This window comes from Croceibacterium aestuarii (assembly GCF_030657335.1).
Classification (GTDB): domain Bacteria; phylum Pseudomonadota; class Alphaproteobacteria; order Sphingomonadales; family Sphingomonadaceae; genus Croceibacterium_B; species Croceibacterium_B aestuarii.
Genome location: NZ_CP131039.1, coordinates 2,852,896 through 2,876,363 on the forward strand (window position 1 = coordinate 2,852,896; position 23,468 = coordinate 2,876,363).

Genomic DNA, 23,468 nt, shown 5'->3' on the forward strand with positions numbered 1-23,468 from the left:
CTAGTAACCCCGCGCCAGGTCGACTTGCGCCTCGAGCGGCTGGCCCTCGCGAAACAGCGCGCAGTTGCGGAGGAACCGCTCGGCGGCGCGGGCCTGGCTTGCCGCGGTGGGAATCCCCGAAAGGTGCATCGTAACGATGGCATTGTCGAGCGACCACAGCGGGTGCCCCGGCGGCAGCGGCTCGGGCGCCGTCACGTCGAGCACCGCCCCGCCTATGCGCCGCTCGCGCAGCGCCGTGACCAGCGCCTCCTGGTCGAGCGTGTCGGCCCGGCCGCAGTTGACCACCACGGCGCTGGACTTGAGCGCGGCGATCTCGTCGGCACCGACCATCCCCCGCGTCTTGTCGGTGCCGGGAAGCGACATGACGAGCCAGTCGAACGCGCTGAGCCGGTCGCGCCAGCCGGTGTCGCTGCTGCGCACCGGCTCGATCGCAACACCAAAGCCTTCGAGCATCCGCCCGACTGCCTGACCGATCGCGCCATATCCCAGCAGCAGCGCCCGGCTCCCGGCAAGGTCGCGCTCGCCCGCAGGTTCCGGCAGCCACTCGCCCCGGTCCTGCGCGCGGACGATCTCGGGGAAGCCCTTGGCCGCGGCGAGGATGCCCAGCACCGCGTACTCCGCAACCTGGCTTGCGGTCAGGCCGGAGCCACACGACAGCACCACCCCGCGCCGCTCGAAATCGGCGAGCGGCAGCCAGTCGACCCCGGCGTAGGCGGTCATCAGCCAGCGCAGCCCTGTCGCCAGTTCGATCGAGCGCAGCACCGGCGGTTTCTCGTGCAGGTCGAACCAGCCGATCTCGGCCTGCGGAGCGAGCGCAACCATCTCGTCGGGATCGTGCCACCAACGGACCTCGAGCCACTCGGGCAGGCGACCTTCGAGCGTTGGCCGATGCAGCGCGGGGAGGACGGCGACTGTCGCGCTCAGAGCTTCCACTCCCAGCCGAGGGGGTCGCCGTCCATGACCTCGACGCCCGCGGCGGCGAGCTCGTCGCGGATCGCGTCGGAGGTGGCGAAGTCCTTGGCCGCGCGGGCCGCCTTGCGGCGGTCGAGCGCGGCCTCGATCTCGGCCTCGGCGATCTGCGCACCGGCCGGTCGCACCCGCAAGTCCTCGCGGGTCAGGTCGAGCAGGCCGAGACCCAGCACCGCGTCCATTGCCGCCACCAGCGCGTGCCGCTGGCGCGGATCGGCCTTCTTCGCCGCCAGCACCGCTTCGAGCGCGGTCAGCGCCAGCGGGGTGTTGAGGTCGTCCGACATGGCCTCGTCGAACTCGACCAGCCGCGGCAGCAGCACGGCGTCGAGCTCGCCGTGGATGGCCGTCTCGGTCCAGCCTCCTTCGGGGGTGGCCACCGGCTCCTCGTCGCCGAGCTTGGCGAGCAACTGCCCGGTCGCCATGACCATGCGCTTGAGCCGCGTCAGCGCCGCTTCCAGCCCGTCCCAGCTGAACTCGAGCTCGCTGCGGTAATGCGCCTGCAGGCACATCAGGCGGTAGGCGAGCGGGTGGTAGCCCTTGTCGCTCAGCAGCTTGAGGCGGAGGAATTCGCCCGCGCTCTTGCTCATCTTTCCAGAGCGTTCGACGAGGAAGTTGTTGTGCATCCACACCTTCGCCCCGCTCGCGTCGGAGTGGCAGAAGGCCTGGTTCTGGGCGATTTCGTTGGGGTGGTGGATTTCGCGGTGGTCGATCCCGCCGGTGTGGATGTCGAACGGGAAGCCGAGCAGCTTGCCGCTCATCACCGAGCATTCGAGGTGCCAGCCCGGCGCCCCCCTGCCCCACGGCGAATCCCACTCCATCTGCCGCTTCTCGCCCGCCGGGGTCTTGCGCCAGATGGCGAAGTCCGCCGCGTTGCGCTTGCCCTCGACCGGATCGATGCGGCCCTCGCCTTCATCCGTCTTTGCCCGCGCGAGCCGCCCGTAGTCCGCCACTGTCGAGACGTCGAAGTAAAGCCCGCTGTCGAGTTCGTAGCAATGCTCGGGCGCGATCGATTTGGCGAACTCGAGCATTTCGTCGATGTAGTTCGTGGCGATCGACCATTCGGCCGGCTGGCGGATGTTGAGCGCCTTCACGTCGGCCCAATAAGCCTCGGTGTAATGCTTCGCGATGTCCCAGATCGACTGCGCGCGCTCGGCCGCCGCCTTCTCCAGCTTGTCTTCGCCCGCGTCGGCGTCGTCGGTCAGGTGGCCGACGTCGGTGATGTTGATGACGTGGGTGAGCTTGTAGCCCTTCCAGCTCAGCGTCCGCCCGAGCACGTCGGCGAAGACATAGGCGCGCATGTTGCCGATGTGCGGGTAGTTGTAGACCGTCGGCCCGCACGAATAGACCCGCGCCTCACCGGGGTGGACGGGCTCGAAGGTCTCCAGAGCGCGAGAGAGCGAGTTGAACAGGTGAAGGGGGGCGGTCATCGCCGCGGGCTTACGCACGGCGCGCCCGAGGTCAAGCCGCCCTGTTCCCGCGGCGTACTTTCCGCCCGCCCCATCGACGGCACGGCTCGCCGGATCGGTCATGCCCGAATGTCCCGGCGGGCGTTTCGAGTGAACCCATTAGCATTCCCGAAAGGACAACCGGATGCACCCGACCAAATCCAAACTGGCGATTGCCGCCGTGTTCGCCGCCGGCGCCCTCCCCCTCGGCGGCTGTGCGACGAAGGGCTACGTCGACGAACAGGTCGCGAGCGTGAACCAGCGCGTCGACGGCGTCGACTCGCGCCTCTCGACGGTGGAGGGCACCGCCAACAACGCGCTGACCACGGCGCAGGCTGCCTCGGCTCAGTCGCAGCAGAATTCGCAGAAAATCGACCAGCTCAACGGCCGGGTGAATACCATCGACCAGAGACTCGCAGCGCAGCGCAAGCCGCGCGGTTGATCCGGCGGAACGCGGTGGCAGAAGGGGCGTTGAGCGCTAGTACGTCCAATATCACCGGAGCCGCCCCCATTCGCCTACCTGCCCTCAGAATGAAGAGCGTTGCGGCGAGCCTCGCCGCAACGCTTCTTCTTTGCCCTCTCTTCCCCGCCCAGGCGACCGCACCGAAGAAGCCTGCAGAGCCCGAGGCCGTGCTGCAGCCGGCGCTGGTTCGCTCCGACGATGCAGACCGGCTTACCCGCTGGATCGCCGCATCGGATGACAACCAAGGGTTGCCCTATATCGTCATCGACAAGACTTCGGCGGCCATGCTGCTGTTCGACGGGCAAGGCGAGCTGATCGGCGAAACGCCGGTCCTCATCGGGGTGGGCGTCGGCGACGACTCTGCCCCTGGAATCGGCAAGAAGAAGCTCGGCGAAATCGGGCCAGCGAACCGGACGACCCCTGCCGGGCGCTTCTTCGCCCAGCTCGGCCCCGCTTATGGCTGGAAGAGCGTGCTGTGGGTCGACTTTCCCAATTCGGTGGCGCTGCACGCCGTGGTCAAGGACAACAAGGCCGAGCGCCGCCCGCAGCGGCTCGCCTCGCCTACGGCCGACGACAACCGCATCACTTTCGGCTGCATCAACATCGACACGCAGTTCTACCTCAAGCAGATCAAGACGCGCTTCAAGAAGGGCGGGATCGTCTACATCCTGCCTGAGGAAAAGACCCTGGACGAGGTGTTCCCGCGGGTGCGCATGCTGCCGATGCTGGAAAAGGAACAGGCCAGGGCCGAGAACCGCCGCGGCAACCCGGCCTGACGCCCGGGCAAACCTCAGCGCCTTCGAATTGCGGAACATTGTCGGGCGAGAAGGTTTCGAAAGAGGCAGCCCCCCCTCGCGTCGGGACTGCGCGAGAAAACCCGGGAAGGAGCAGGACCATGCAGAAACATTGGATGAAGATCGCCGTGGTGGCCGTGATCGCGGTGATCGGTGCAGTTCTGTTCTTCGCGCCGTTCACCGCCGACGATGAAACCACGGCACCGCCGGCCCCCGATTTCGCCTCGGTGGCAGCGGTCGAGAATGCGCGCCTGGTCCTGCCCCCGGATGCGGGCGAACCCGCCCGCATCTCCTTCGATGTCCGGAATCTCGCGGCAGACAACACGCTCTACATTACCGGCGTCGCAGTCGAGAATTCGAGCGGCGCGGTACTCGGCAGTCCGGAGCGGCCGGTCACCGAAAGCCTTGCCCAGGTTCCCGTTCCTCCGGGCGAGACCGTCTCGTTCGGGTCCGGCGAAAGCCAGGTCGTGCTGGCCAATTACAACTCCGAGGTCGTGCCGGGCGCCCGCGTCAATATGCGGCTGACGTTCGGCGATGCCGACAGCCTGGTGGTGCCGATGACGGTCGAATATGCGGGAGCCGGCACCGGCTCGGCCGACGGGGATGCTGGCAAGGCGAGCTAACGATCTGCGAGCATCTGCCGGGCCACTGGTCGAGGGTGGAGATCCCCCCGGTCACTCGACCTCGAACAGATCCGCCAACTGCTCGATGATCGTCCCGCCGAGTTGCTCGACGTCCATGATCGTCACCGCGCGCTTGTAATAGCGCGTCACGTCGTGACCGATGCCGATGGCCACCAGCTGTACCGGCGAGACCTTCTCGATCCACTCGATGACCTTGCGCAGGTGCGTCTCGAGATAGCCGGCGTTGTTGACGCTCAGCGTCGAATCGTCGACCGGCGCGCCGTCGGAGATGACCATCAGGATGCGGCGGTCCTCGCTGCGGGCGAGCAGGCGGGTGTGTGCCCAGAGCAGCGCCTCGCCGTCGATGTTCTCTTTCAGCAGCCCCTCGCGCATCATCAGGCCGAGGTTCTTGCGCGCGCGGCGCATCGGTTCGTCGGCCTTCTTGTAGACGATGTGGCGCAGGTCGTTGAGACGGCCCGGGCTGGCCGGCTTGCCGCTCGCCAGCCATTTCTCGCGGCTCTGGCCGCCTTTCCATGCGCGCGTGGTAAAACCGAGAATCTCGACCTTGACCCCGCAGCGTTCGAGCGTGCGGGCCATGATGTCGGCGCTGATCGCGGCGATCGAGATCGGCCGCCCGCGCATCGAGCCGGAGTTGTCGATCAGCAGGGTGACGACGGTGTCCTTGAATTCCTGGTCGCGCTCGATCTTGTAGCTCAGCGAATGGCCCGGGCTGACGACAACGCGGGCGAGGCGGGCGGCGTCGAGCAACCCCTCTTCCTGGTCGAAGTCCCAGCTGCGGTTCTGCTGCGCCATCAGCCGCCGCTGCAGCCGGTTGGCGAGCCGGGTGACGACGCCTTGCAGCCCGGTCAGCTGGCTGTCGAGATAGGCGCGCAGCCGGTCGAGTTCTTCGTAGTCGCACAGTTCGGTGGCCTCGACGACTTCGTCGAATTCCTCGGTGAAGACCTTGTAATCGAAGCTTTCGGGCAGCTCGGTCCACGGGCGATTGGGGCGGACCGGCATCATGCCTTCCTCGCCCTCGTCGCCGGGATCGCCCTCGGCCATCTCCTGTTCCTGGGGCGAGGATTCGCTTTCGCCGTCCTCGTCGCCCTCGCCCTGCTCGGCGGTCATTTCCTGCGGGCGCTGCTCGCTGCCCTGTTCGTCGTTATCGTCGGTGTCGGATTCGTCGCCGCCGTCTTCCTCGTCGCCCTCCATGTCCTCGTCGCCGGCCTCGTCCAATTCCTCGGACGCGGTCATTTCGAGGTGGCGGAGCATGTCGAGGCCGAGCTGCTGGAAGGCCTTCTGGTCTTCGAGCAGGGTGGCGAGGCGTTCGAAGTCGTCGCCGATGCGCGATTCGATCGATTCGCGCACCCGGTCGACGTTGGCCTGCGCCGACGGCGGGATCGGCTGGCCGGTCAGCGCCTCGCGCAGCATCAGCGCCAGCGCGGTCGGCAGCGCCACCTCGCCCTCGTTGGCTGCGCGCGCGATGGGGTCGGAGCGGGTCCGCAGGTCGGTCGCCGCGGCAAGGTTGTCGCGCATGCCGGCGAAGTTGTTCTCGCCCAGCGCCTCGTAGCGCACCCGCTCGATCATGTCGTAGGCGGCCCGCGCCGCGGGTTCCGCCGGCATGGCGCGCTGGTGCATCGCCGCGTTGTGGTGGCGCAGCTTGAGCGCGAAACTGTCGGCGAACCCGCGCGCCTCGCGCGCCGCCTCTGCCGGCAGGTTGCGGCCGGGCATCGGCACCCGCATCGCCTTGCCCTGCACGCCCGGCTGGTCCGAGGTCCACGAAACCTCGGTCTCCGGATCGTGCGCAATGGCGCGCGCCGCGCCGGTCAGCGCGAGGCGGAAGCGATCGAGGGGGGAATCGTCGGACACCTGCCGCGCTATAAGCAGCCGCAGGTGGCGAGGCCAGCCCCGCTAGCGGCGCTCGCCCTCGACCGCGGGTATGGACCGCGCCGGGAGGCGAATCGACGAACGGTCGTTCGCGGGCGAATGCAGCTCAGGGCGCCGGGAGCTGCAACTGGCAGCCTCAACTGCAGACGCCGCGAAACTGCTCAGCGCCGCCCATCGCTGGCGTTACGTCTCGCAACAGCGCTCACCGCGCAGCTCTAGAGCGCGTTGCCCACGCCGAGCGCGCCGATCAGGACCGGGTCGTTGGTGCTCTTCGGATCGCGGCGGATGGCGGTCTCTTCGAGTCCGATCTGCTGCCAGATCACGTCGTCCACCTTGTTGGCGAACCCGTTGGCCAGGCCCGAAACGTCGACCCCGGTCAGCGCGGACAGCAGCTGGCCCACCAGCGGCTCCCGCGCCACGCGTAGGGCGTTGCCGACGTCGGGGGCCACCACGTCGATCAGGCGGTTGCCCATGGCGCCGCGCAAGTAGCTAGTGGCAGCCGTCGGGCCGCCGCGAATGAGATCCACCGCATTCTGGTAACCGATCGTGCGGATCGTATCCGCGACGACGGGCGCGGCGCGCTGCGAGGCGTCCCAGGCGATATCGCCGAAGGCTCGCTCGAGCCGCCCCTTGAACAGCGACGAGGTGAGGATGCGGGTCAGCACGTCGCCGCGCCCGCCGAGGAATTCTCCGAGCCCGAGCGAGGCGACCTCCTGGTCCCAGAAACCGCCATCGGCGGTCATCCGGTCGAACGCGCGCTCGCTCGACAGGAACAGCAGGCGCTGCACCGCGTCGACGAAGCTGAAGCCCCCGAAGCCGTTGGCGCAGGCAGACAGGGCAAAGACCCCGCCGGCCGCCGTCCCGGCCAGGAAGGCCCGGCGCGGGATTGTCGTCGTCATGGCGGTCATCTCAACAGCTCCTCGTTCCCGCGGCTTGCGGTGCCGCCCACAGGCCGCCCATATGGAGGCAGCATCATGAACCGCGTCCGTCTCGTCATCTTCAACGCCGCGCTCGGCCCGCTCGACTACCGCGTTCCCGAAGGGATGGCCGTCGAGCCGGGCAGCGTCGTCGTTGCACCGCTGGGGCCGAGGCAGGTCGTCGGCATTGTCTGGGAGGCGGAACGGCTACCGGCGAGCCCGGTTCCGGATTCCAAGCTGCGCCCGCTGGTCGACGTGCTGCCCGTACCACCGCTCAAGCCCGCGCTGCGGCGGCTGATCGAATGGACTGCCGACTACTACTGCGCGCCGCTAGCCTCGGTCGCACGCATGGTGCTGGCGAGCGGCGGCGCGCTGCGCGGCCCCGCGACGATGACCGAGTACCGCCTGACCGGCGGCATGCCCGAGCGCATGACCCCGCAGCGCGAACACGCCATCGCCGCGCTCGAAGGCGAGCAGGCGACGATCCGCGAGCTTTCGGGCCTCGCCGGGGTCAGTGAAGGGGTGCTGCGCGGGCTGGTCAACCAGGGCGTGCTCGAACCGGTCGAGGTCGACTGCGACCGTCCCTACCCCCGTGCTCGCGCCGATTTCGCGGTGCCCGACCTGAGCGAAAGCCAGGCCGAGGCGGCGGCTATATTCGTCGCGGCGGTGGAACGCGGCGGCTTCGCGCCGTTCCTGCTCGACGGGGTCACGGGATCGGGCAAGACCGAGGTCTACTTCGAGGCCGTCGCCGCCGCCTTGGCGAAGGAAGCGCAGGTGCTCGTCCTGCTGCCCGAGATTGCGCTCACTGAGGCCTTCCTACGCCGCTTTGAGGATCGTTTCGGTGCCGCTCCGGTTGTCTGGCACAGCTCGCTCAAATCGACCGAACGTCGCCGCGCATGGAGGTCGATTGCCGCGGGCGAGGCGCAAGTCGTGGTCGGCGCGCGCTCGGCGCTGTTCCTGCCCTACGCCAGGCTCGGCCTGGTCGTCGTAGACGAGGCGCACGAGGTCAGCTTCAAGCAGGACGACGGGGTGCGCTACAACGCCCGCGACGTGGCCGTGATGCGCGCCCGCTTCGAGCAGGTGCCGGTAATCCTGGCGAGCGCCACCCCGGCGCTCGAAAGCCTGCAGATGGCGGCGAGCGGGATCTACGAGCGCATCGAACTGGCCGACCGCTTCGGGGGGGCGCAACTGCCCGAGATCGCGGTGATCGACCTGACCGAGGAGAAGCCCGATCGCGGCCGCTGGCTCGCGCCGCGGCTGGTCGAGGAAATGCGCGTCCGGCTTGAGCGCGGCGAGCAGTCCTTGCTGTTTCTCAATCGCCGCGGCTTCGCCCCGCTCACGCTGTGCCGCAACTGCGGCTTCCGCTTCAAATGCCCCAATTGCAGCGCCTGGCTGGTCGAGCACCGCCTGTCGAACCGCCTCGCCTGCCATCACTGCGGCCACGAGACCGCCCCGCCCGCGGCTTGTCCAGAATGCGGCGAGCCGGACTGCCTCGTCGCCTGCGGCCCGGGCGTCGAGCGCATCGCCGACGAGGTGGCCGAACTGCTGCCCGAAGCGCGCATTGCCGTTGTGACCTCCGATACGCTCAACTCTCCCGCCCGCGCGGCGGAATTCATTGCCGCGGCGGAAGGTGGCGCGATCGACGTCATCGTCGGCACGCAGCTGGTGACCAAGGGCTTCCACTTCCCCGAACTCACATTGGTTGGAGTGGTCGATGCCGATCTCGGGCTCGAGGGAGGCGACTTGCGCGCGGCCGAGCGGACCTACCAACAGGTCGCGCAGGTCGCTGGGCGCGCGGGCCGCGGGGCCAAGCCGGGCGAGGTCCTGATCCAGACCCGCCATCCCAAGGCCGCTGTCATCGCCGCCCTCGCCGCGGGCGACCGCGACGCCTTCTACGACGCCGAGGCCGAGGCGCGGCGCGATGCCGGCGCGCCGCCGTTCGGCCGCTGGGCCGCGATCATCGTCTCGAGTGAGGACGAAGCCGAAGCGCGCGAGGCGGCGAGCCGCATCGGCGCGACCCGGCCCTCGCTCGACGACGTAATGATCCTCGGCCCCGCCCCCGCACCGATGGCGCTGCTGCGCGGTCGCTTTCGCTATCGTCTGCTGCTCAACGCGCGGCGCAGCGCGGAGGTGCAGCACGTCATCCGGCAATGGCTCGGTGGGCTGAAATTCCCGTCAGGCGTGCGCGTCGCCGTCGATATCGACCCTTACAGCTTCGTGTGAGGCTTTGCGCCACTCGGGCGGGCGAATCTCGCCCCTCTGCACCGCGCGCCACAGAAGGTAGGAACCGAAGAGGGTCACGATGACCACAGAGATCAAAGATGCCTCAAGCCCGAAATCGCCGCCGGTCAGAAGCTCGGGCCCGTCGCGCCGGGTCGAGATGAGGCCGATCGGGGTTCCAGTGCCCGAAACCGGAACGCTGAAGACCCAGGCCTGGGTGAAATTCCACGCCGCGTGCAGGCCGACGGCGAACCACAGGCGGCGGGTGATCAGGTAGGCCGCGCCGAGCAGGATGCCGGCCTCGAGGGCTATCGCCGCCGCGCCGGTGAGCGTGGCATCGGGGTTCGACAAATGGATCGCCCCGAACACCGCCGAAGACACCGCCAAAGCAACCCACGTGCCGCCCAGCCTCTCGAGCTGGCGCAGGAGAATGCCGCGAAACAGCACTTCTTCGTACACGCCGCTGATGACGCCGACGCCAGCCCAGAGCCAGAACTGGGTCTCGCCGAACGGGCGCAGGCCATGAAAAGTCATCGCCCCGAGCAGCCAGGCTGCCAGCGCTACGGCGCAGAACAGTAGAAACCCGGCAAACAGGCCGAGACCGAGCTCCTTGCCCGCACCGGGCAGAGTGAACTCCCTGTCCGCTCCGCCCTCGATCCAGCGTCGCCAGCCTTTCCACACCAGGACGATGACTGCCGCCGTTATCAGCGCGCCAAGCAATATCATGGGCGGAGACAGGGGCCCCTCGCCCGCGAAGGCCGCTGCCTCGATCGGTGCGGCAATCAGGGTGAAGAGGATTGCGCCGAGCACGATCAGAACCAGCGGAAAGCGCAGGACGCGCAGGGCAATGTTCGGCTTCGAGGCCGCAACCGTGATACTCATCATGGCGGAGGTCTAGGCCGGGCGTCGGTCGCGGTAAAGCTCGCGCGCCTGCTCGGTCAGCGCGGTCATCGCTAGCCGCCACGGTCGCGGGCCCCAGCTGATCCGGGCGACCCCCGCATTCGCCAGCGCGGCGATTTCAACTGCGTCTGGCTTGATCACGTTCACCGGCAGGGGAGAGGCGGAACAAATTTCCGCAATCAGCTCGATGTCGCTTACGCCGGGGATGAAAAAGCTGTGCGCTCCCGCTTCGGCATATGCTGCCGCACGCTCCATCGCTTCGGGCAGGAGCGAGCGATCGTTGGCGTTATCGCCTGCGATCATCTTGCGCAGGAACAGGTCGGTTCGGGCGTTCACCCACATCCCGCTCTGCACCACTGCCGCGACCCGCGTGGCCTGCTGGGCGATCGGGTGCAGGCCAGGCCCCCCGACCTCCTGGTCCTCGAAGTTGCAGCCGACCGCACCGGTTTCAGCCAGGTACTGCGCGTGATCGGCGACGTGCGCGGCATCGACTGCGAAGCCCCCTTCGAAATCCACGGTGAGCGGCAGGTCGACACGTTCGGCAATGCGCCGCGCGCAATCGAGGAACAGATTGAACGGGATCTGCTCGCCATCGGGAAAGCCGTTCGCTTCGGCCAACCCGTGGCTGCCGGTGGCGAGCGCCGTGGCGCCTGCCGCGGCGACCGCCCGGGCGCTGCCAACATCCCAGATATTGTACAACAGCAGCGGATTGCCCGGCTGGTGCAGTTCGGCGAAAATTTCCCGCTTGTCGTTCATCCCTGCTTCTTCTTCTCCCGCGCGAGGAGTTCGCGCTTGATGTGAAGGCCGTAGGCGTAACCGCCAAGCGTGCCGTCGTGAGCTATAACCCGGTGGCAGGGAATCAGCACGGCAATGTTGTTCGCCCCGTTTGCGCCGCCGACCGCGCGGCTAGCGCTGGGCTTGCCCAGTGCGGCGGCCAGTTCGCCGTAGCTGCGCGTTTCGCCCGCCGGAATACGGCGCAGTTCGTCCCATACCCGTTGCTGGAACGCGGTACCCTTGACGTCGAGCGGAATGTCGCCGTCGGTCCCGGGCCGCTCGACTGCAGCGACAACGCGTTCGAACAGCGCACGGAAGGCCTCGCCCCCTTCGATCAGTTCGGCCTTGGGAAAGCGCTGCGCCAGGTCCTCGCGCCCCTCGTTGAACGACAGGCAGCACACGCCGAACTCGGTGGCCGCGACCAGCATCGGGCCGAGCGTGGTGTCGATGACATCGTAATGGATCGTGCGTCCCTTGCCTCCGTCCTTCCAGTCGCTCGCCGTCATGCCCAGCTTGTCCCTCATCGTATCGTAGAAGCGCGAAGCGCTTTCGAATCCTGCATCGTAGATTGCATCGGTTACCCGCTGCGCACCCGGCAGCACTTCGCGCGCCCGCTCCTCGCGCAGAGCGCGGGCATAGGCCGCCGGCGAAAGCCCCGTGGCACGGGTGAAGACGCGCTGGAAATGGGTCGCCGAATAGCCGGTCAGTTCGGCCAGTTCGTCCAGCGTCAGATTGCTTTCGCTGGCTTTGATCTCGTCGATCGCCGCGAGCACCGCCGCATCGTCGCGAGCGACCTCGTCGGGCCGGCATCGCTTGCAGGGGCGCAGGCCCGCGGCGCGCGCCTCGGACCCGTCGGCGAAGAACCGGACGTTGCCGCGCGCCGGATGCCGCGCGGCGCATGACGGGCGGCAGTAGATGCCAGTGGTCAGCACTCCCGTGACAAAGCGCCCGTCGAACCGGCGGTCGCGCCTCTGGACCGCCGCCCACGCAGATTGTTCGTCGATCATTGCACCGCTCCTTTAGCTTCCGCTGCCCGGCCTAGCGAATCCCTCGTGACCGCGCGTCCCGCGGCTTGCGTTCAAAACCGGGACGGGCCTAGAGCGCGACACATGCTCCGCCACCTGGCTGCCCTCGTCGCAATCGTTCTACTCGCCATCCCGGCGGCCTTGCAGGCCGACCCCGGCGATATCGACGCCGCCGCGCGCGGCGTGGTGCGAGTTGTCATCGTCGAGAATGCCGGCGAAGGCGACATCGCGCCCCTCGGCCACGGCAGCGGCTTCGCTGTGACGCCCGAATACATAGTCACCAATGCGCACGTCGTCGCCGAAGCCCGCAACGACCCGGACCTGTCGATCGGCATCGTCCCGTCCGATGGCGGCGAGGCGGTCTACGGCCGGCTGGTCTCGGTCAGCCCGCGCAACGATCTCGCGCTGATTGCGACGACGAAGGCGATGAACCTGCCCCCGCTGACGATCTCGGGCAATCCGCCGGCGGATGCGGGACAGGTCGTGTCGGTGGGCTACCCGATGAACGTGGATCGCGCGCAAGGCCTCAAGATCAGCGACCTGTTCCGCTCGCAGCCGCCGGTCAAGGCGACAGGCTCGCTCGCCGGGCACCGCCCGACCCGCGAATTCGACACCCTGTTGCACACCGCCCCGATCGCCCGCGGCAATTCGGGCGGCCCGCTGCTCGACCCGTGCGGCCGCGTGATCGGCGTCAACAGCTTCGGCGCCGAGAGCGGCGGCGCCGATGCCGAGTTCTACTTCGCCATTTCGACCCGCGAGCTGCTGCCGTTCCTGCGCGCAAACAACATCACGCCGCAGATCAACAGCACGCCGTGCCGCAGCCTTGCCGATCTCGATGCCGCCGAGCGCGCGCGGGCCGCAGAGGAAGCGCGCCAGGCCCAGATCCGGGCACAAGCCGCAGAGGAAGCGATGATTCAGCGCCGCGAGGAAGCACGGCGAACCATCGATTTCGAGATCATGGACGAGCGTGACAACCGCATGGCGCTGGCCTTGCTGCTGGTCCTCGTGGCGATGAGTGCCGGCGGGTTCGCCTGGGTGCGCTACGAAGACGAGAACCGCCAGCAGATGAAGATCGCCGCCGGCATCGCTGCCTTCGCCCTGGCCGGGGCCCTCGCCGCATGGCTCGCCCGTCCGACTTTCTCCGAAGGCGACGACCGGCTGCAGGACTTGCTGCGCGAGGAAATGGCGGCGGAAGACACCGGCGCGATCGCCGCGCCCGGCCTCAAGCCCGGCAAGCTGACCTGCACGCTGCAACCGGCGCGCAGCCGGGTGACCGGGGCGGCCGCTCAGTCGGTGCCGATCGAATGGACCGCCCAGGGCTGCATCAACGGCCGCACCCAGTACGGCGCGGATGGCGGGGCCTGGTCGCGGGTCCTGGTGCCCAACGACGAGGCCAGCGTGTCGGTCAACCGCTTCGATCCGGCGACCGGCGAATACCGGGTGGAACGGTACTTGCTCGGCCACGACGAAATGGCCAAGGCGCGCGCCGCCCGCAGCGATTACACGGCGCCCGCGTGCGGCGGGGGAAGCGACGCGGCGCGCGATCTTGGAGCCAGGCAGGCGGCCATACTCTCGCTGCTCCCGCCGCAGCCCAACGAACGGCTGGTGTATCAGTGCACCCAGGCGCAGGACGCCGCGCCCAAGGACTAGCGATAAGGGGCAGCGGAGTCGGGTTGCATCGCAGCATGCCCGGTGTTAGGGGCGCGCCAGCCTTGCCGGGGCCGCTGCTGCGCGCCCATCTGACGGCATGCTTAAAACCTGTTCCTTCGGACCCAAAGAGGACCTCTTCGCGTGGAGCTTTCCGCCGGTATTCAGGCCAGCCTGGCAGGGCGTTATGCCAGTGCGCTGTTCGATCTCGCCAGCGAGGCGGGCACCGTCACCGCGGTCGAGTCCGACCTCGAGAACATCGAATCGGCGCTCGGCGACTCGGCCGAACTGCGGGCCCTGATCCGCAACCCCGAAATCAGCCGCGAAGCGATCGGCCGGGTCATGGGGGGCCTCGGTTCGGCCATGCAGCTGACCGAACTCACCCGCCACTTCCTCGGCGTTTTGGCGGAGAACCGCCGCGTCGCCGAACTGCCGGCCATGATTCGCGCCTTCCATGCCATCGCTGCCGCCCAGCGCGGCGAAGTGACTGCGGAAGTCGCCAGCGCGCATGCCCTGAGCGACAAGCAAATCGCTGCTCTCGAAGGCAAACTGCGCGCCCGCGAAGGCCGCACCGTCAAGCTCAAGACTCGTGTCGATCCTAGCCTGCTCGGCGGGCTTGTCGTCACGGTCGGTTCCAAGCGGATCGACGGTTCGATCCGCACTCGCCTCAACTCACTCGCACAAGCCATGAAGGGCTGAATCAGTCATGGAAATCCGCGCCGCTGAAATCTCCAAGGTCATCAAGGACCAGATCACCAACTTCGGCACCGCCGCCGAAGTGAGCGAAGTCGGTTCCGTGCTGTCGGTCGGCGACGGCATCGCCCGCATCCACGGCCTCGACAAGGTCCAGGCCGGCGAGATGGTCGAATTCGCGAACGGCGTGCAGGGCATGGCGCTCAACCTCGAGGCCGACAACGTCGGCGTCGTGATCTTCGGCTCGGATGCCGAGATCAAGGAAGGCGAAAGCGTCAAGCGTACCGGCACCATCGTCGACGTCCCCGTCGGCAAGGGCTTGCTCGGCCGCGTGGTCGACGCTCTGGGCAATCCAATCGACGGCAAGGGTCCGATCGTTGCCGACAAGCGCATGCGCGTCGAGGTCAAGGCGCCGGGCATCATTCCGCGCCAGTCGGTCAACGAGCCGGTGCAGACCGGCCTCAAGGCGATCGACGCGCTGGTGCCGATCGGCCGCGGCCAGCGTGAGCTGATCATCGGCGACCGCCAGACCGGCAAGTCGGCCGTCGCCATCGACACCTTCATCAACCAGAAGGAAGTCAACGCCGGCGACGACGAGAGCAAGAAGCTCTACTGCATCTACGTCGCCGTCGGGCAGAAGCGCTCGACCGTGGCGCAGCTCGTTCGCACGCTCGAAGAGAACGGGGCGATGGAATATTCCATCATCGTCGCCGCGACCGCTTCCGAGCCGGCCCCGCTGCAGTACCTCGCGCCCTACACCGGCTGCACGATGGGCGAATTCTTCCGCGACAACGGCATGCACGCCGTGATCGTTTACGACGACCTTTCCAAGCAGGCCGTCGCCTACCGCCAGATGTCGCTGCTGCTGCGCCGTCCGCCGGGCCGCGAAGCCTATCCGGGCGACGTGTTCTACCTGCACAGCCGCTTGCTCGAGCGCGCGGCGAAGATGAACGCCGACAACGGCTCGGGCTCGCTTACCGCGCTGCCGATCATCGAAACGCAGGCGGGCGACGTGTCGGCCTACATTCCGACCAACGTGATCTCGATCACCGACGGGCAGATCTTCCTCGAGACCAACCTGTTCTTCCAGGGCATCCGCCCGGCGATCAACGTCGGCCTTTCGGTTAGTCGCGTCGGCGGCGCCGCACAGACCAAGGCGATGAAGAAGGTCTCGGGCTCGATCAAGCTGGAGCTCGCGCAGTACCGCGAAATGGCCGCCTTCGCGCAGTTCGGTTCGGACCTCGACGCCTCGACGCAGAAGCTGCTCAACCGCGGGGCGCGGCTCACCGAGCTGCTCAAGCAGGCGCAGTTCTCGCCGATGCCGTTCGAAGAGCAGACCGTGTCGATCTTTGCCGGCACCAACGGCTACCTCGACGTGGTCCCGGTCGACAAGGTGACCGACTACGAAGCCAAGATGCTGGCCTTCATGCGCGCCGAGCACGCCGATGTCCTGGCGGAGATCCGCGAGAGCAAGGCGTTCGAGGACGGCACCAAGGCGAAGGTCGTCGCCGCGCTCGACGCTTTCGCCAAGCAGTACGCCTGAACCTGACGAGACGAACTAGGGAGCCGAAATGGCCTCGCTGAAGGAACTCAAGGGTCGGATCAACTCGGTCAAGTCGACCCAGAAGATCACCAAGGCCAAGCAGATGGTCGCGGCCGCGAAGCTGCGCCGGGCGCAGGCTGCGGCCGAAGCCGGACGGCCCTATGCCGAACGGTTGAACGCGGTGATGGCCTCGCTCGCCGGCAAGGTCGTCGGCCGCGACGGTGCGCCGAAACTGCTCGCCGGAACGGGCAGCGACAAGAAGCACCTGCTGGTCGTCGTCAACACCGACAAGGGCCTGTGCGGCGGTCTCAACTCGAACCTCGTCAAGGAAGCCAAGGTCCGCGCCCGCGAGCTGCTGGCCCAGGGCAAGGACGTCAGCTTCTATCTCGTCGGCAAGAAGGGCCGTGCGCCCATTCGCCGCGACTATCCGAACGCCATTGCGGCGGGCTATGACACCTCGACCGTTCGGACGCCGGGTTACGAGGAAGCCGAGGCAATCGCCGCCGAACTCGTCGCCATGTTCGATGCGGGCAAGTTCGATGTCGCGCATCTCGTCGCGCCGGTGTTCAAGTCGGCTCTGGCGCAGGACCCGGTCACCACCCAGCTCATCCCGGTTCCCGCCACCGAAGGCGGCAGCGCCGGCGGGGCGGCCGTCGAGTACGAGCCCGACGAGGAGGAAATCCTCGCCGAGCTGCTGCCGCGTTACGTCAAGACCCAGCTGTTCACCGCGCTGCTCGAGCGCGAGGCGTCGGAACAGGGCGCCTCGATGACCGCTATGGATAACGCGACGCGCAACGCCGGCGAGCTCATCAACAAGCTGACCATCCAGTACAACCGCAGCCGCCAGGCCGCGATCACCACCGAACTGATCGAAATCATTGCTGGCGCGGAAGCGCTGTAGCAACAGACAACCAAGCCGGCGCCGAAGCGCTGTAAGTTTCAGACCAAGGAAAATACCATGGCCACCGCCCCCGTGCTCAACAAGACCACCACCGGCACCATTAGCCAGGTCATCGGCGCCGTCGTCGACGTGACCTTCGAGAGCGACCTGCCGGCAATTCTCACCGCGCTGGAAACCGACAACAACGGCAACAAGCTGGTGCTCGAGGTTGCCCAGCACCTCGGCGAGAACACCGTGCGGACGATCGCGATGGACGGCACCGACGGCCTCACCCGCGGGCAGCAGGTGACCAATACCGGTCAGCAGATCTCCGTTCCGGTCGGCCCCAAGACGCTCGGCCGCATCGTCAACGTCATCGGCGAGCCGATCGACGAGCGCGGCCCGGTCAACGCCGAGAAGCGCAACCCGATCCACGCCGAGGCACCGCTGTTCGTCGACCAGTCGACCGAAAGTTCGATCCTGGTCACCGGCATCAAGGTGATCGATCTGCTCGCCCCCTATGCGCGCGGCGGCAAGATCGGCCTCTTCGGCGGCGCCGGCGTGGGCAAGACCGTGCTGATCCAGGAGCTGATCAACAACATCGCCAAGGGCCATGGCGGCGTGTCGGTGTTCGCCGGCGTCGGCGAGCGTACCCGCGAGGGTAACGACCTGTACCACGAATTCCTCGACGCCGGCGTTATCGCCAAGGATGCCGAAGGCAACCCGACCTCGGATGGTTCCAAGGTGGCGCTCGTGTTCGGGCAGATGAACGAGCCCCCGGGCGCCCGCGCCCGCGTCGCGCTCTCGGGCCTGACCATGGCCGAATACTTCCGCGACGAGGAAGGCCAGGACGTGCTGTTCTTCGTCGACAACATCTTCCGCTTCACGCAAGCCGGTTCGGAAGTGTCGGCTCTGCTCGGCCGTATTCCCTCGGCGGTGGGCTACCAGCCGACTCTGTCGACCGACATGGGCAACCTGCAGGAACGCATCACCTCGACCACCAAGGGCTCGATCACCTCGGTGCAGGCGATCTACGTTCCCGCGGACGACCTTACCGACCCGGCCCCGGCAACCTCGTTCGCCCACCTCGACGCCACGACCACGCTGTCGCGCGCCATCTCCGAGCTGGGCATCTACCCGGCGGTCGACCCGCTGGACTCGACCAGCCGCGTGCTCGAGCCGCGCGTTGTCGGCCAGGAGCACTACGAGACCGCTCGTAAGGTCCAGGAAACGCTGCAGAAGTACAAGAGCCTGCAGGACATCATCGCCATTCTCGGCATGGACGAGCTGTCCGAAGAGGACAAGCTGACCGTCGCCCGCGCGCGCAAGATCCAGCGCTTCCTCAGCCAGCCGTTCCACGTGGCCGAAGTGTTCACCAACATCCCGGGCAAGTTCGTCCAGCTCGAAGACACCGTGAAGTCGTTCAAGGCCGTCGTCGACGGCGAATACGACCACCTGCCGGAAGCCGCGTTCTACATGGTCGGCGGCATCGAGGAAGCGGTCGAGAAGGCCAAGAAAATGGCCGAGGACGCCTGAGGCCATGGCCCTCCACTTCGAACTGGTCACGCCGGAAAAGCTGGTCCGGTCAGAGGACGTCCACATGGTCGTCGTCCCCGGCACCGAAGGCGACTTCGGCGTGCTCGAAGGCCACGCGCCCGTGATGTCGACGATCCGCGACGGCGCGGTGCAAATCTACCGCACCGAAGGCGCCCAGCCGGAGAACGTCGAGGTCCGCGGCGGATTTGCGGAGGTCGGGGAGAACGGCCTCACCGTTCTGGCGGAGCGCATCGAGGACTGATTTTCCACCTATCGGAACACGAGAAGGGCGCCCGCCGCGGCGCTCTTTTTCGTTTTGGCCTCGCGCTTCCCTGTCGGCGGCTGGCTAGTCTTTCCCCTCGCCCGTCCTCTAACCGACCGCATCACCGCGGCCGGAGCGGGCGGGCTCGCGCTGCAGGTGAAGTACACCGTCGCCCCGCAGTGCGTCTTCTTGGGCGGCGTCGCTCTCTGGCCGCACCGCCGCGATATGCTCCCGCGCCTCGTCGTGCGCGCCGCGGGTTACGCCCTGCTCGGACTGCTACCGACGCTGGCGGTGGGACGCCCTACCTTCCGCGGCTCCAGCGGGATCGATTGATCGGCCGGGCGAGATTCCGCCGCCCCGAGTTTCGCCTACTAAGCGAAAAATTAACCATCCTGCCCCAGACGGCCGGTAATCACGCGGAGAGCATTCTTGGAAGCTTCGACTTCGATCATGCCGGTGGCCAAAGTGCAGACCGCCTTGCGGATCCCAAGCAACTGGATCGCCGCGGGCGCGCTGCTGCTGGTGGTGATCGCAACGCGCGGTTTGTGGTTCGGCGACCCAGTGGCCGATTTCGATGAGCAGATTTACAGTCTGATCGGCTGGCGCATGACGCAGGGCGACTTGCCGTACGCAGACCTGTGGGACCGTAAGCCGATCGGGCTCTTCGCGATCTTCGCGCTCTCCCACTGGCTGTTCGGCCCGGGGCCGATGGCCTATCAGGCAGTCGCCGCCCTGTTCGCAATGGCGGGGGCCTGGCTTGTCTATCTACTCTCGCAAGACCTAGTCGATCGAACCTCGGCCACGGTCGCGGGCGCGCTCTACCTGATGCTGATTGCCGCCTACGGCATCTACTCCGCACAGAGCGAAGTCTTCCACATCCCGCTGATGTTGTTGATGCTTTGGCTGGTGAAGGATTGGCGGCGGCCTGATGCGACCCGACGTGCCCTGGCCGCAATGCTGGTCGGCGGACTGGCGCTACAGGTGAAGTACACCGTCTTGCCGCAGTGCGCGTTCTTCGGAGCTTACGCGCTTTACGGCGAATGGCGTAGAGGCGCCAATCTCCGCCGCCTGGCGGGCGTTGCCGCTGCGTTCGCAGCACTGGGGCTGCTGCCGACCGTCTTCGTCGCCGCGCTTTTCATCCGCTGGGGAGAATTCGACGCCTTCTGGTTCGCGAATTTCGTGAGTTTCTTTGACCGCGCCGCGAGCCCAGCAGGCCGGTTTCCCCGCCTGCTTGCCGTTGGCGTCATACCCCTCGCCGCTTTCGTCGGGCTCGGCCTCTACGCGGCGTTCCGGCTCAATACCCCGCGCGACTGGCGCATCTACGGGTTGTTCGTTGGTTGGGCGATCGCCACGTTGGCAACCGTCTGTCTGCCTGCGACGACGTATCTCTATTACTACGCCGCGCTCGCTCCAGCGGCGGTGCTGATCGCGCTTCCGGTAATCGACAGAACGGCGCCGGCAAAATGGATTCCCGCCGCGCTGCTCGTCGCCGGGATGCTGTGGATTCTTAACCTGCCGGATCGGTTCCAGATTTCGGTGATCGAACGTACAACCGAACAGCGGCTGGCCCGCGCCGTTGCGCCGCATATCGGCACACAGAACCATTGTCTCTACGTCTTCGATGGCCCGACGTCCCTCTACCATGAGACGGCAAGCTGCCTGCCGACCCGATTCGTCTACGCCGATCATCTGAACAATGCGCTGGAGAGCAAATCGCTTGGCGTTTCGCAGCCGGCCGAAATCAGCCGGATTCTGGCCGCTCGACCGGGGGTGATCGTTACAGCGAGCCGTCCCGTCACAGTCCCTTGCGAGAAATGTCTAGCATTAATCGGGGAAGCGACCGCGCGAGACTACCGCCCCATCATTACCTCGTCGCTGCACGACCGGATGATCACTGCATGGGTTCGCAGGGACTCCGAAACCTAGTCCGGCTGCGGAATTGCCGGGTCGGTGCGTACGCGGCCCTCGTACCATAGGTAGAGCCCGGCCCCGATGATGATCGCGGCCCCCAGCAGCGCGGTGACATCGGGTTTGTCGCCGAAGAAGGTCCAGCCAAGCGTCGTGGCCATGAGCAACTGGCCGTAGGTCATCGGCGCCACCGTGCCGGCCCCGGCTTTCACGGTGCCCATGAAGATCAGCCATTGCGCCAGCGTGGCGGAAAGGCCGATGAAGGCGCAGCGGGCGACGATGGTCCAGTCGGGCGCCGTCACCTGGAAGTTGTCCGGCCCCGCCACGTGCATGGCGAGCGTCGCGACCAACAGGAACAGCATTGCCGTCACCGACATGTAGTATTGCATGGCCATGATGCTCGCACGGCCGGTGACCTTGCGGTTGGCGATGATGGTCACGGCCATGCCGGTCGCGCCCATGAGCGGAAATAGCACGCCCCACCCCGCCGTGTCGAAGCTGGGCCGCAGGACGATAATCACCCCGCCGAACGCGACGGCGGTGGCGATCCACGTCGAGGTGCGGGCCCGCTCGCGCAGGAAGATGGTCGCCAGCACGGCGGTGATGATTGGCTGGGTGAAGGCGATCGTCGTCGCTTCGGCCAGGGGCATGATCCACACCGCGAGAAACATGCCGATCGCCGAACAGCTGATCGCCACCCCGCGCAGCCATTGCAGCCGATCGCGCGGCAGGCGCAGCGCGCCGAGTCCCTCTTTGCGGGCCAGCAAGACGGCGAGGAGCGCGGTGCCGACCGTATAGCGGGTCGCAGCCATGGCCGGGGCCGGCCAGGCGCCGGCCATGCCCTTGATGATCGCGTCGCCGATCGACAACGTGCAAAAGCCGGCGAGAGCATAGAGCAGCCCGGCCCTGTCGGAACTTTGCATGTGTGGAGGCGCCCCCTCGTCTTGTCTGGTGCCGGCTTAGAGGCTGCTCCTGCACCGGGCAACGCCGGCGCTCCGAAACGGGACAAATTTAGGAGAAAATCAAGCTTTGCGCCGTATTCACCAATCGCATTGGGGCGTTGAGGTCCGGCAACGGGCGCTCCTTCCCCAACATGACGCGGCAGGATCATCGCAAGAGGCACACGAATGAGCGCTTTCGGACGCAAAAACGGTGGCATGTCGCCGGGCGCACGCCCGAGCTTCGGTGTCGCCCGCCCGATGAAGGGCAGCGGCGGAGCGCCGAAGGACAAGGGCGGCAATCAGTTTCCGCCATTGCCGGGCGGCGGTGCAGAAGTGCCGGTGGCCGACATGGGCAGCGCGCCCGCACAGCCGAACAAGTCCGACGCGATGACCCGCCTCGCCGATCGCTCCAACGCGGTCCACGAGCAATCCGAAATCGGCGGCTTCGAAGCCAGCGTTCACAAGATCAAGGAACAGGTGCTCCCGCGCCTGCTCGAGCGTGTCGATCCCGAGGCGGCCTCGACGCTGACCAAGGAGGAGCTCTCCGAAGAGTTCCGCCCGATCATCATGGAGGTCCTCGCCGAGCTCAAGGTTACTCTCAACCGCCGCGAGCAGTTCGCGCTGGAGAAGGTGCTGATCGACGAGCTGCTCGGCTTCGGCCCGCTCGAGGAGCTTCTCAACGATCCCGACGTCTCCGACATCATGGTCAACGGTCCGGACCAGACCTATATCGAAAAGAAGGGTAAGCTGACGATCGCGCCGATCAGGTTCCGCGACGAGCAGCACCTGTTCCAGATCGCCCAGCGCATCGTCAACCAGGTCGGCCGCCGCGTCGACCAGACCACGCCGCTGGCCGACGCACGCCTCAAGGACGGCAGCCGCGTCAACGTGATCGTGCCGCCGCTCAGCTTGCGCGGCACGGCGATCTCCATTCGTAAGTTTTCCGAAAAGCCGATCACCATCGACATGCTGCGCGATTTCGGCAGCATGAGCGACAAGATGGCGACCTGCCTCAAGATCGCCGGGGCGTGCCGCATGAATGTGGTCATTTCCGGCGGTACCGGTTCGGGCAAGACCACGATGCTCAACGCCCTGTCGAAGATGATCGACCCGGGCGAGCGCGTGCTGACCATCGAGGACGCGGCCGAACTTCGCCTGCAGCAGCCGCACTGGCTGCCGCTGGAAACCCGCCCGCCGAACCTCGAAGGGCAAGGCGCGATCACCATCGGCGACCTCGTCAAGAACGCCCTGCGTATGCGTCCCGACCGCATCATCCTCGGCGAAATCCGCGGCGCGGAGTGTTTCGACCTCCTCGCCGCGATGAACACCGGTCACGACGGCTCGATGTGCACGCTGCACGCCAACAGCCCGCGCGAATGCCTCGGCCGCATGGAAAACATGATCCTGATGGGCGACATCAAGATCCCCAAGGAAGCCATTTCGCGCCAGATCGCCGAATCGGTCGACCTGATCGTCCAGGTCAAGCGCCTGCGCGACGGTTCGCGCCGCACGACCAACATCACCGAGGTCATCGGCATGGAAGGCGACGTGATCGTCACGCAGGAGCTGTTTGCCTTCGAATATCTCGACGAAACCGACGATGGAAAGATTCTCGGCGAGTTCCGCTCATCGGGCCTGCGTCCCTACACGCTGGAGAAGGCGCGCCAGTTCGGCTTCGACCAGGCCTATCTGGAAGCCTGTCTCTAACCCGCTCTCGCCCTCGCAGCGGCTGCTAAGGTGCACCCATCCAGCCGCTGATCGCCACGGCCATCAGCACCAAGCCGGCGAACAGGGTCAGCGCCGATAGGTCGCGCCAGGGGACCCAGCCGACCGCATCGATCGCCTTGCGTCGCATGCGGCGCCGGTCGCCGAGAAAAGCCAGCAGCGAGACCAGCAGGAGCGCGCCGCCCCACAGTCCGAAAAAGGTCGCCTCGCTGGCAAAACGGATGAAATCGGGCAGCTGCATCGGCGCGCGATATGGGCTTCGTCCGCGGCTTCGACAACGCTTGAACGAGGGCGGCATCGGCCTATGCCCCAACGC

Annotated in this window: 22 protein-coding genes; 13 read left to right on the top strand and 9 right to left on the bottom strand. The window is 67.0% G+C overall.

Going from position 1 to position 23,468, the window contains the following annotated elements; translation table 11 throughout:
- Both Q7I88_RS14055 and cysS read right to left on the bottom strand, forming a co-directional pair.
- A complete protein-coding gene (locus Q7I88_RS14055; RefSeq protein ID WP_305096533.1) occupies positions 1-933 on the bottom strand; it encodes a D-2-hydroxyacid dehydrogenase in 933 nt (310 codons plus the stop codon).
- A complete protein-coding gene (gene cysS / locus Q7I88_RS14060) occupies positions 921-2,396 on the bottom strand; it encodes a cysteine--tRNA ligase (RefSeq protein ID WP_305098617.1) in 1,476 nt (491 codons plus the stop codon). Before cysS ends, Q7I88_RS14055 begins: the two co-directional genes overlap by 13 nt.
- Before the next feature lie 163 nt (positions 2,397-2,559).
- On the opposite strand from cysS, the gene Q7I88_RS14065 reads away from it, so the two are divergent.
- From Q7I88_RS14065 to Q7I88_RS14075, 3 genes are all read left to right on the top strand, one after another.
- Complete coding sequence (locus tag Q7I88_RS14065) at positions 2,560-2,856, top strand: hypothetical protein (RefSeq protein WP_305096534.1); 297 nt, start codon at positions 2,560-2,562, stop codon at positions 2,854-2,856.
- 89 nt (positions 2,857-2,945) lie between these two features.
- The gene (locus tag Q7I88_RS14070) at positions 2,946-3,653 is read left to right on the top strand and encodes a hypothetical protein (RefSeq protein ID WP_305096535.1); all 708 of its coding nucleotides are present in this window, start codon (positions 2,946-2,948) and stop codon (positions 3,651-3,653) included.
- Between the two features lie 119 nt (positions 3,654-3,772).
- Positions 3,773-4,294 (top strand): copper chaperone PCu(A)C domain-containing protein, encoded by a 522-nt coding sequence (locus Q7I88_RS14075; RefSeq protein ID WP_305096536.1) that lies wholly within the window; start codon positions 3,773-3,775, stop codon positions 4,292-4,294.
- A 51-nt stretch (positions 4,295-4,345) separates the two neighbouring features.
- On the opposite strand, the gene cobT is transcribed toward Q7I88_RS14075, so the two are convergent.
- Together cobT and Q7I88_RS14085 are read right to left on the bottom strand one after the other, a co-directional pair.
- Complete coding sequence (gene cobT / locus Q7I88_RS14080) at positions 4,346-6,163, bottom strand: cobaltochelatase subunit CobT (protein WP_305096537.1); 1,818 nt, start codon at positions 6,161-6,163, stop codon at positions 4,346-4,348.
- Positions 6,164-6,396: 233 nt separating this feature from the next.
- Positions 6,397-7,089, bottom strand: a complete 693-nt coding sequence (locus Q7I88_RS14085; RefSeq protein WP_305096538.1) for a DUF4197 domain-containing protein — start codon at positions 7,087-7,089, stop codon at positions 6,397-6,399.
- Positions 7,090-7,155: 66 nt separating this feature from the next.
- Between Q7I88_RS14085 and Q7I88_RS14090 the strand changes: the two genes are divergently transcribed.
- A complete protein-coding gene (locus Q7I88_RS14090) occupies positions 7,156-9,321 on the top strand; it encodes a primosomal protein N' (RefSeq protein WP_305096539.1) in 2,166 nt (721 codons plus the stop codon).
- Here Q7I88_RS14090 and Q7I88_RS14095 read toward each other — a convergent pair.
- Genes Q7I88_RS14095 through ada form a run of 3 tightly spaced genes read right to left on the bottom strand, consistent with a single transcriptional unit; the run spans position 9,274 to position 11,999 of the window.
- Positions 9,274-10,203 (bottom strand): CPBP family intramembrane glutamic endopeptidase, encoded by a 930-nt coding sequence (locus tag Q7I88_RS14095; RefSeq protein WP_305096540.1) that lies wholly within the window; start codon positions 10,201-10,203, stop codon positions 9,274-9,276. The two genes, Q7I88_RS14090 and Q7I88_RS14095, sit on opposite strands and share 48 nt — an antisense overlap.
- 9 nt (positions 10,204-10,212) lie before the next feature.
- Complete coding sequence (locus Q7I88_RS14100) at positions 10,213-10,974, bottom strand: isocitrate lyase/PEP mutase family protein (RefSeq protein ID WP_305096541.1); 762 nt, start codon at positions 10,972-10,974, stop codon at positions 10,213-10,215.
- Entirely contained in the window at positions 10,971-11,999 is a 1,029-nt protein-coding gene (ada, locus tag Q7I88_RS14105) for a bifunctional DNA-binding transcriptional regulator/O6-methylguanine-DNA methyltransferase Ada (RefSeq protein WP_305096542.1), read from the bottom strand. The genes Q7I88_RS14100 and ada overlap by 4 nt, the downstream gene beginning before the upstream one ends.
- Positions 12,000-12,101: 102 nt before the next feature.
- On the opposite strand from ada, the gene Q7I88_RS14110 reads away from it, so the two are divergent.
- The 8 genes from Q7I88_RS14110 to Q7I88_RS14145 all read left to right on the top strand — a co-directional run bounded on the left by Q7I88_RS14110 (position 12,102) and on the right by Q7I88_RS14145 (position 20,504).
- A complete protein-coding gene (locus Q7I88_RS14110) occupies positions 12,102-13,667 on the top strand; it encodes a S1C family serine protease (protein WP_305096543.1) in 1,566 nt (521 codons plus the stop codon).
- A 141-nt stretch (positions 13,668-13,808) separates the two neighbouring features.
- Positions 13,809-14,363 (top strand): F0F1 ATP synthase subunit delta, encoded by a 555-nt coding sequence (locus Q7I88_RS14115; protein WP_305096544.1) that lies wholly within the window; start codon positions 13,809-13,811, stop codon positions 14,361-14,363.
- Positions 14,364-14,370: 7 nt separating this feature from the next.
- Complete coding sequence (gene atpA, locus Q7I88_RS14120; protein WP_305096545.1) at positions 14,371-15,900, top strand: F0F1 ATP synthase subunit alpha; 1,530 nt, start codon at positions 14,371-14,373, stop codon at positions 15,898-15,900.
- A 28-nt stretch (positions 15,901-15,928) separates the two neighbouring features.
- Positions 15,929-16,801, top strand: coding sequence for a F0F1 ATP synthase subunit gamma (locus Q7I88_RS14125; protein ID WP_305096546.1), 873 nt, complete (start codon positions 15,929-15,931; stop codon positions 16,799-16,801).
- 57 nt (positions 16,802-16,858) lie between these two features.
- Positions 16,859-18,316, top strand: a complete 1,458-nt coding sequence (atpD, locus tag Q7I88_RS14130; protein ID WP_305096547.1) for a F0F1 ATP synthase subunit beta — start codon at positions 16,859-16,861, stop codon at positions 18,314-18,316.
- A 4-nt stretch (positions 18,317-18,320) separates the two neighbouring features.
- Entirely contained in the window at positions 18,321-18,578 is a 258-nt protein-coding gene (locus Q7I88_RS14135) for an ATP synthase F1 subunit epsilon (RefSeq protein ID WP_305096548.1), read from the top strand.
- Between the two features lie 54 nt (positions 18,579-18,632).
- A complete protein-coding gene (locus Q7I88_RS14140; RefSeq protein WP_305096549.1) occupies positions 18,633-18,911 on the top strand; it encodes a hypothetical protein in 279 nt (92 codons plus the stop codon).
- 96 nt (positions 18,912-19,007) lie between these two features.
- Complete coding sequence (locus Q7I88_RS14145) at positions 19,008-20,504, top strand: ArnT family glycosyltransferase (protein WP_305096550.1); 1,497 nt, start codon at positions 19,008-19,010, stop codon at positions 20,502-20,504.
- Here Q7I88_RS14145 and Q7I88_RS14150 read toward each other — a convergent pair.
- A complete protein-coding gene (locus tag Q7I88_RS14150; RefSeq protein WP_305096551.1) occupies positions 20,501-21,409 on the bottom strand; it encodes a DMT family transporter in 909 nt (302 codons plus the stop codon). The two genes, Q7I88_RS14145 and Q7I88_RS14150, sit on opposite strands and share 4 nt — an antisense overlap.
- A gap of 204 nt (positions 21,410-21,613) precedes the next feature.
- Between Q7I88_RS14150 and Q7I88_RS14155 the strand changes: the two genes are divergently transcribed.
- The gene (locus Q7I88_RS14155; protein ID WP_305096552.1) at positions 21,614-23,134 is read left to right on the top strand and encodes a TadA family conjugal transfer-associated ATPase; all 1,521 of its coding nucleotides are present in this window, start codon (positions 21,614-21,616) and stop codon (positions 23,132-23,134) included.
- A 25-nt stretch (positions 23,135-23,159) separates the two neighbouring features.
- On the opposite strand, the gene Q7I88_RS14160 is transcribed toward Q7I88_RS14155, so the two are convergent.
- Positions 23,160-23,393, bottom strand: coding sequence for a hypothetical protein (locus Q7I88_RS14160; RefSeq protein ID WP_305096553.1), 234 nt, complete (start codon positions 23,391-23,393; stop codon positions 23,160-23,162).
- Positions 23,394-23,468: the final 75 nt, after the last annotated feature.

Excerpts from the sequence above, each read along its gene's own strand:
- Q7I88_RS14125 (WP_305096546.1), top strand. The coding sequence starts at position 15,929 with ATGGCCTCGCTGAAGGAACTCAAGGGTCGGATCAACTCGGTCAAGTCG.
- Q7I88_RS14100 (WP_305096541.1), bottom strand. The coding sequence starts at position 10,974 with ATGAACGACAAGCGGGAAATTTTCGCCGAACTGCACCAGCCGGGCAAT.
- Q7I88_RS14155 (WP_305096552.1), top strand. The coding sequence starts at position 21,614 with ATGAGCGCTTTCGGACGCAAAAACGGTGGCATGTCGCCGGGCGCACGC.
- Q7I88_RS14085 (WP_305096538.1), bottom strand. The coding sequence starts at position 7,089 with ATGACCGCCATGACGACGACAATCCCGCGCCGGGCCTTCCTGGCCGGG.
- Q7I88_RS14110 (WP_305096543.1), top strand. The coding sequence starts at position 12,102 with ATGCTCCGCCACCTGGCTGCCCTCGTCGCAATCGTTCTACTCGCCATC.
- cysS (WP_305098617.1), bottom strand. The coding sequence starts at position 2,396 with ATGACCGCCCCCCTTCACCTGTTCAACTCGCTCTCTCGCGCTCTGGAG.
- atpA (WP_305096545.1), top strand. The coding sequence starts at position 14,371 with ATGGAAATCCGCGCCGCTGAAATCTCCAAGGTCATCAAGGACCAGATC.
- Q7I88_RS14095 (WP_305096540.1), bottom strand. The coding sequence starts at position 10,203 with ATGATGAGTATCACGGTTGCGGCCTCGAAGCCGAACATTGCCCTGCGC.
- ada (WP_305096542.1), bottom strand. The coding sequence starts at position 11,999 with ATGATCGACGAACAATCTGCGTGGGCGGCGGTCCAGAGGCGCGACCGC.
- Q7I88_RS14070 (WP_305096535.1), top strand. The coding sequence starts at position 2,946 with ATGAAGAGCGTTGCGGCGAGCCTCGCCGCAACGCTTCTTCTTTGCCCT.
- Q7I88_RS14135 (WP_305096548.1), top strand. The coding sequence starts at position 18,321 with ATGGCCCTCCACTTCGAACTGGTCACGCCGGAAAAGCTGGTCCGGTCA.
- atpD (WP_305096547.1), top strand. The coding sequence starts at position 16,859 with ATGGCCACCGCCCCCGTGCTCAACAAGACCACCACCGGCACCATTAGC.
- Q7I88_RS14090 (WP_305096539.1), top strand. The coding sequence starts at position 7,156 with ATGAACCGCGTCCGTCTCGTCATCTTCAACGCCGCGCTCGGCCCGCTC.
- Q7I88_RS14065 (WP_305096534.1), top strand. The coding sequence starts at position 2,560 with ATGCACCCGACCAAATCCAAACTGGCGATTGCCGCCGTGTTCGCCGCC.
- Q7I88_RS14150 (WP_305096551.1), bottom strand. The coding sequence starts at position 21,409 with ATGCAAAGTTCCGACAGGGCCGGGCTGCTCTATGCTCTCGCCGGCTTT.
- Q7I88_RS14075 (WP_305096536.1), top strand. The coding sequence starts at position 3,773 with ATGCAGAAACATTGGATGAAGATCGCCGTGGTGGCCGTGATCGCGGTG.
- Q7I88_RS14160 (WP_305096553.1), bottom strand. The coding sequence starts at position 23,393 with ATGCAGCTGCCCGATTTCATCCGTTTTGCCAGCGAGGCGACCTTTTTC.